At 70.0% G+C, this 6575-nt stretch carries 6 protein-coding genes and 2 pseudogenes; 7 read left to right on the top strand and 1 reads right to left on the bottom strand.

The window, feature by feature from the left end; translation table 11 throughout:
* From ABZ646_RS37150 to ABZ646_RS37120, 7 genes and pseudogenes are all read left to right on the top strand, one after another.
* Positions 1-253 (top strand): annotated as a pseudogene (locus tag ABZ646_RS37150) (ATP-dependent DNA ligase); the annotation flags it as partial.
* A complete protein-coding gene (locus ABZ646_RS37145) occupies positions 250-717 on the top strand; it encodes an NUDIX domain-containing protein (RefSeq protein ID WP_360529251.1) in 468 nt (155 codons plus the stop codon). The pseudogene ABZ646_RS37150 and the gene ABZ646_RS37145, both read left to right, overlap by 4 nt.
* Positions 718-792: 75 nt before the next feature.
* Positions 793-2178: an NADP-dependent succinic semialdehyde dehydrogenase gene (locus tag ABZ646_RS37140; protein WP_360529248.1), complete on the top strand. Its 1386-nt coding sequence runs from the start codon at positions 793-795 to the stop codon at positions 2176-2178.
* 25 nt (positions 2179-2203) lie between these two features.
* A complete protein-coding gene (locus ABZ646_RS37135) occupies positions 2204-2440 on the top strand; it encodes a DUF6213 family protein (protein ID WP_132887885.1) in 237 nt (78 codons plus the stop codon).
* Positions 2441-2660: 220 nt separating this feature from the next.
* On the top strand, positions 2661-3725 hold the full coding sequence (locus tag ABZ646_RS37130; RefSeq protein WP_360529245.1) for a type III polyketide synthase: 1065 nt from the start codon (positions 2661-2663) through the stop codon (positions 3723-3725).
* Positions 3726-3730: 5 nt separating this feature from the next.
* The gene (locus ABZ646_RS37125; protein ID WP_360529242.1) at positions 3731-4981 is read left to right on the top strand and encodes a cytochrome P450; all 1251 of its coding nucleotides are present in this window, start codon (positions 3731-3733) and stop codon (positions 4979-4981) included.
* Positions 4982-4988: 7 nt separating this feature from the next.
* Positions 4989-5510 carry a cupin domain-containing protein gene (locus ABZ646_RS37120; protein ID WP_360529238.1) on the top strand — a complete coding sequence of 174 codons (522 nt, stop codon included), beginning with the start codon at positions 4989-4991 and terminating at the stop codon, positions 5508-5510.
* Positions 5511-5533: 23 nt separating this feature from the next.
* Here ABZ646_RS37120 and ABZ646_RS37115 read toward each other — a convergent pair.
* Positions 5534-6544: pseudogene (locus ABZ646_RS37115) on the bottom strand (acyl-CoA dehydrogenase family protein); the annotation flags it as partial.
* Positions 6545-6575: the final 31 nt, after the last annotated feature.

Raw genomic sequence — 6575 nt, 5'->3', positions numbered from 1 at the left:
GACCGACACGATGCTGGAGTGGCAGACCGCCCGGCTGAAGGAACTGGAGGTCTCGGACAACGGCCGGGTGGTGACCGTACGCCCCGAACTCGTGGTCGAGATCGCCTACGACGGCCTGCAGCGGTCCACCCGCTACCCGGCCGGCGTCACCCTGCGGTTCGCCCGGGTCGTGCGCTATCGCGAGGACAAGCGGCCTCAGCAGGCCGATACCGTTGAGGCCCTGTTGGCCGCCCACCCGGAGGTACGGCGTTGACGGAGCCGAAGCGGAGCGCGGGCCTGCTGCTGTTCAGGCGCACCGGCGAGGGCGTCGAGGTGTTGCTCGGGCACATGGGCGGCCCGTACTACGCGAAGAAGGAAGCGGGGGCGTGGGGTGTCCCCAAGGGCGAGTACGAGCCCGGTGAACCGGCCTGGGAGGCGGCCCGGCGCGAGTTCCGGGAGGAGCTGGGCCTGGCGCCGCCGGACGGCGAGGCGATCGCCCTGGGCGAGGTCCGGCAGGCCAACGGCAAGATCGTCACGGCGTGGGCGGTCGAGGCGGACCTGGATCCGGCGACGATCGTCCCCGGCACCTTCACGATGGAGTGGCCGCCCCGCTCGGGCCGGGTCCAGGAGTTCCCGGAGCTGGACCGGGTGGCCTGGTTCGCCCCGGACCGCGCCCGCGAGGTGATCATTCCCGCCCAGGCGGCGTTTCTCGACCGGCTGGCGGAGCACTCGGGCTGAACAGGGGCCTACGCGTTGCGGTCGCCCGGACCGCGCGGGAAGGTCATAGCAAGCCCGCTCCCAGGGAGGTCAGCCATGCCCATCGCCACGGTCAATCCGGCGACCGGCGAGACGCTCGAAACGTTCGAGCCCATGGACGAGGACGAGCTCGAACGCCGGCTCGAACTCGCCGAGGCGACGTTCCGTACGTACCGCACGAGCAGCTTCGCCGAGCGCGCCCGGCTGCTGCACGGGGCCGCCGACCTGCTGGACGCGGACCAGGACGACATCGCGCGCACCATGACCACCGAGATGGGCAAGCCGCTGAAGCAGGCCCGCGCGGAGGCCGCGAAGTGCGCGAAGGCGATGCGCTGGTACGCGGACCACGCGGAGGAACTGCTGGCCGACGAGGAGCCGGCCGAGACGGACGTGAAGGAGTCGGGCGCGTCCCGGGTGCGGGTGCGCTACCGCCCGCTCGGGCCGGTACTGGCCGTGATGCCGTGGAACTTCCCGCTCTGGCAGGTGGTCCGGTTCGCGGCGCCCGCGCTCATGGCGGGCAACGTGGGCCTGCTCAAGCACGCGTCGAACGTCCCGGGGACCGCGCTGTACCTGGAGGACCTGTTCCACCGGGCGGGCTTCCCCGAGGGCTGTTTCCAGACCCTGCTGATCGGTTCCGGCGCGGTCGACGACATCCTGCGCGACGACCGGGTGAAGGCGGCGACGCTCACGGGCAGTGAGCCCGCGGGCCGGGCGGTGGCCGCCACCGCCGGCGAGATGATCAAGAAGACGGTACTGGAACTGGGCGGCAGCGACCCCTACGTGGTGATGCCGTCGGCCGACATCGACCGGGCCGCGAGCACCGCGGTGACCGCACGGGTGCAGAACAACGGGCAGTCGTGCATCGCCGCGAAGCGGTTCATCGTCCACACGGACGTCTACGACGCGTTCGCCGAGAAGTTCGCGGCCGGCATGCGGGCGCTCACGGTGGGCGACCCCATGGACGAGGGGACGGACGTCGGCCCGCTCTCCAGCGAACAGGGGCGCAGGGACCTGGAGGAACTCGTCGAGGACGCGAAGCGGTCGGGCGCCGAGGTGCTGTGCGGCGGGGAGCGGCCGGACGGTCCGGGCTGGTTCTACCCGCCGACCGTGCTCGCCGGGATCCACCGGGACATGCGGATCCACCGCGAGGAGGCGTTCGGGCCGGTGGCCACGCTGTACCGGGCCGGGGACCTGGACGAGGCGGTCCTCATCGCCAACGACTCACCCTTCGGGTTGAGTTCGAACGTGTGGACGCGTGACGACGCCGAGGTGGACCGGTTCGTGCGGGACCTGGAGGCGGGCGGTGTGTTCGTCAACGGCATGACCGCCTCCCACCCCGCGTTCCCCTTCGGGGGTGTGAAGCGGTCCGGATACGGCCGTGAGCTGTCCGGGCACGGAATCCGGGAGTTCTGCAACATCACCACCGTTTGGCAGGGTGCGTGACGGTCGCGCGGCTACGATCCCGAGTGTGAACCGCGAAGTGACCCTGCCTCTGATCGTCGACGACCGCGGTACCTTGCAGGTGGCCGCGGCCGACGTGAGTAAGTTGTTGCGGACGTTGGGGGCGCGGTGGCTGCGTCTTGTCGAGGCCGACGAAGGCGGGCTGGACGAGGACACGGTGGCCGCTCTGACCATCGAGCTCGCAAAGCTGGCCGACCGGATCGACGTGGCCTGCATCGCCCACAGCAGCGGGCAGGGGGGGTAGTCCGCCGCACGCGGCTCGTGCGCCTGTCCTGACCTGCTTCTTCCTGTTCCTCGGGATACCTCTGTGGTGATCCGACCCTGACACGGGGTCACCGGTTCGGAGTAGTCCGACGCGAGATCGTCGCCCTCACGGGTGATCGTGAGGGAACCACCTCCTGAGGTGAACCACCTTCCAACCGGCGGGCCCAAACCCGCCGGAAGGCTGAAAGCAGGCACGGTTCATGGCGACTTTGTGCAAACCCTCAGTGTCGGTCCCGGAGTACGTGATCACGATGGAGGAGACGCTGGAACTGGCGCGCTCCCACCACGAGAACCACCCGCAGCTGCCGTTGGCGCTGAGACTGATCGAGAACACGGGCGTTCGCACCCGGCACATCGTGCAGCCGATCGAGGAAACCCTCAAGCACCCCGGCTTCGAGGAGCGCAACAAGCTCTACGAGGCCGAGGCCAAGTCCCGGGTCCCCGCAGTCATCCAGCGGGCGCTCGACGACGCCGAACTGCTCACCACCGACATCGACGTGATCATCTACGTCTCGTGCACGGGCTTCATGATGCCCTCGCTCACGGCGTGGCTGATCAACGAGATGGACTTCGACTCCACCACCCGTCAGCTGCCCATCGCCCAGCTGGGCTGCGCGGCCGGCGGGGCGGCGATCAACCGGGCGCACGACTTCTGCTCGGCGTACCCGGACGCCAACGCGCTCATCGTGGCCTGCGAGTTCTGCTCGCTGTGCTACCAGCCCACCGACCTCGGCGTCGGCTCGCTGCTCTCCAACGGCCTCTTCGGTGACGGCATCGCCGCCGCCGTGGTCCGCGGCAAGGGCGGCACGGGCGTCGAGCTCGAACGCAACGGCTCGTACCTGATCCCGAAGACCGAAGAGTGGATCATGTACGACGTCCGGGCCACCGGGTTCCACTTCCTGCTGGACAAGCGGGTGCCCGCGACCATGGAGCCGCTCGCGCCGGCCCTCCAGGACCTGGCTGGACTGCACGGCTGGGACGCCGCCGACCTGGACTTCTACATAGTCCACGCGGGCGGCCCCCGCATCCTCGACGACCTGAGCAAGTTCCTCCAGGTCGATCCGCACGCGTTCCGGTTCAGCCGGTCCACGCTCACCGAGTACGGCAACATCGCGAGCGCCGTCGTCCTCGACGCGCTGCGCCGGATGTTCGACGAGGGCGGTGCCGAGCACCAGGCGCGCGGTCTGCTCGCCGGGTTCGGTCCCGGCATCACCGCGGAGATGTCGCTGGGTCGCTGGCGGCGTTCGGACGGAGAGGCGGCCTGACCGAGATGACGCTCACCGAACCACTCGACCCGGCCGACGAGGCACCCGGCGCGGTGCCCGTCGAGGCCGCCTGTCCGGTCCGGCACTGGGCGGTGCCGGACCTGGCGGGGGTGGACTTCGACCCCACCCTGGCCGAGTTGATGCGCGAGGGCCCGGTCACCCGGATCCAGCTGCCGAACGGCGAGGGCTGGGCGTGGCTGGTCACCCGGTACGACGACGTACGCATGGTGGCCAACGACTCCCGGTTCAGCCGCGAGGCGGTGATGGCGCAGCCGGTCACCCGGCTCGCCCCGCACTTCATCCCGGACCCGGGTGCGGTCGGCTTCCTCGACCCGCCCGACCACACCCGGCTGCGCCGCACGGTGGCCCCCGCGCTCACCAGCAAGGGGGTGGAGCGGGTCCGGGAGAAGGCGCGCCGGATGCTGGACGAGATCGTCGACGAACTCGTCCAGGACGGGCCGCCGGCCGATCTCACGGCGACGGTCCTCAGCCCGTTCCCCATCGCGGTGATCTGCGAGGTGATGGGCGTACCGGCCGCCGACCGGCACAGCATGCACATCTGGACCCAGCTGATCCTGTCCTCCAGCCACGGCAAGGAGGTCAGCGAGAAGGCCAAGCGCGAGATGAGCGCCTACTTCGGCGATCTGATCGCGCTGCGCGAGGACAGCACGGGCGAGGACGTGACGTCACTGCTCGGCGGCGCGGTGGGCCGCGGCGAGGTCACGCTGGAGGAGGCGGTCGGTCTCGCCGTGCTGCTCCAGATCGGCGGTGAGGCGGTCACCAACAACAGCGGGCAGATGTTCTACCTGCTGCTGACCCGTCCCGACCTCCTAGACCGGCTGCGCACCGAGCCGGAGATCCGCCCCGGGGCGATCGACGAACTCCTGCGGTACATCCCGCACCGCAGCGCGGTCGGGCTGTCCCGGATCGCCCTGCGGGACGTGGAGATCAAGGGTGTGCTGATCCGCGCGGGTGACCCGGTCTACGTCTCGTACCTGGCCGCCAACCGCGACCCGGACGTCTTCCCCGACCCGGAGACGATCGACTTCACCCGCAGCCCGAACCCCCACGTCTCCTTCGGGTTCGGCCCGCACTACTGCCCCGGCGGCCAGCTCGGCCGGCTGGAGGAGGAACTGCTGGTCGACGCCCTCCTCGACCGGCTGCCCGGACTGCGGCTCGCGGTGCCCCCGGAGCAGGTGCCCTTCCGGAAGGGCGCGTTGATCCGGGGACCCGAGGCCCTTCCGGTGACCTGGTGAGCGGCCCATGACGACGACCGAGGGACTTCTCGTACCGCCGGGCCACGGGCGTGTGGTCCACACGCCGGCCCAGCGTGTCACGTTCAAGGTGACGGGCACGCACTCACGGACGGCCTCCACCTTCGAGGTGGAGGTCCCGCCGGGCTTCGACGTGGGCGCCCATGTGCACACCCGCAGCGAGGAACTGTTCTACGTCCTCGAAGGCGAGCTGGACGTCCTCGCCTTCGAGCCACGCATCCGCACCCCCGACAACTGGCAGCGCTGGGAGTCGAGTTCGGGTTCCAGGGTGGTGCGGGCGACCCCGGGCACGGTGATCGTCGTACCCCCGGGCTGCCCGCACGCCTTCGCCAATCCGACGGACACCCCGGCGAAGATGTTCTTCCAGGCATCCCCGCCACCGGACCACGAACGCTACTTCGAGGAGCTCCTGGAGATCCTGGGAAGCGGCGGCCCTCCGGACCACCAGGCGATCGAGGAACTCCGCAAGCGCTACGACATCGAACAACTCACGCCCTTGAAGCACCGGTGAGGAGATCCCGCACCCCGACGGCGCTACCGGATCGGCATCCCCGCCAACGTCCGGGCGATCACCAGCCGCTGGATCTCACTCGTCCCCTCGAAGATGGTGTAGATCGCCGCGTCCCGGTGCATCCGCTCCACCGGATACTCCCGCGTGTACCCGTTGCCGCCCAGGATCTGGATTGCCTGTCCGGTCACCTTCTTCGCCGTCTCGCTGGCGAACAGCTTCGACATCGACCCCTCGGCCGCGGTGAACGGCTTCCCGTTGATCCCCATCCAGGACGCCCGCCACACCAGCAGCCGGGCCGCGTCGATGGAGGTGCGCATGTCCGCGAGCTGGAAGGCCACACCCTGGTTGTCGATGATCGGCCGCCCGAACTGTTCACGGGTCTTCGCGTAGTCGAGAGCGACCTCATAGGCGGCGCGGGCGGTACCCACCGCCATGGCCCCGACGGCGGGCCGGGATGCCTCGAACGTGGCCATCGCCGCGTTCTTGACGCGCTCCCCGCCCGACTTCGCCCGCTCCCGGGCCCGGGCGAGGCGCTCGTCCAGCTTCTCCTTGCCGCCGAGCAGGCAGGAACCGGGCACCCGGACGTTGTCGAGGATGACCTCGGCGGTGTGCGAGGCACGGATCCCGTGCTTCTTGAACTTCTGCCCCTGGGCGAGTCCGGGCGTCCCCGGCGGCACGATGAAGGACGCGTGGCCCTTGGAGCCGAGCTCCGGGTCGACGACCGCGACGACGACGTGGACGTTGGCGATGCCGCCGTTGGTCGCCCAGGTCTTCGTGCCGTTGATCACCCACTCGTCCTTGGCCTCGTCGTACACGGCCTTGGTGCGCATGGAGGCCACGTCGGAACCGGCGTCGGGCTCGGAGGAGCAGAACGCGGCGACCTTGACGTCGTTCGGGTCGCCGTACATCTGGGGGATCCAGGTGCCGATCTGCTCCTCGGTGCCGTTGGCGAGGACGCCGACGGCGGCCAGGCCCGTGCCCACGATGGACAGGGCGATGCCTGCGTCGCCCCAGAACAGCTCCTCCATGGCCAAGAGCGAGGCCAAGGGCGGGGTCTACAAGACC

The sequence above is a fragment of the Streptomyces sp. NPDC007162 genome (assembly GCF_040634175.1).
GTDB lineage: Bacteria > Actinomycetota > Actinomycetes > Streptomycetales > Streptomycetaceae > Streptomyces.
The sequence above is the reverse complement of the archived record's forward strand: the minus strand, read 5'-3'. Positions and strand labels throughout refer to the sequence as shown.

Coding starts and splice junctions, on each gene's coding strand:
- ABZ646_RS37140 (WP_360529248.1), top strand. CDS start 793: ATGCCCATCGCCACGGTCAATCCGGCGACCGGCGAGACGCTCGAAACG.
- ABZ646_RS37130 (WP_360529245.1), top strand. CDS start 2,661: ATGGCGACTTTGTGCAAACCCTCAGTGTCGGTCCCGGAGTACGTGATC.
- ABZ646_RS37125 (WP_360529242.1), top strand. CDS start 3,731: ATGACGCTCACCGAACCACTCGACCCGGCCGACGAGGCACCCGGCGCG.
- ABZ646_RS37120 (WP_360529238.1), top strand. CDS start 4,989: ATGACGACGACCGAGGGACTTCTCGTACCGCCGGGCCACGGGCGTGTG.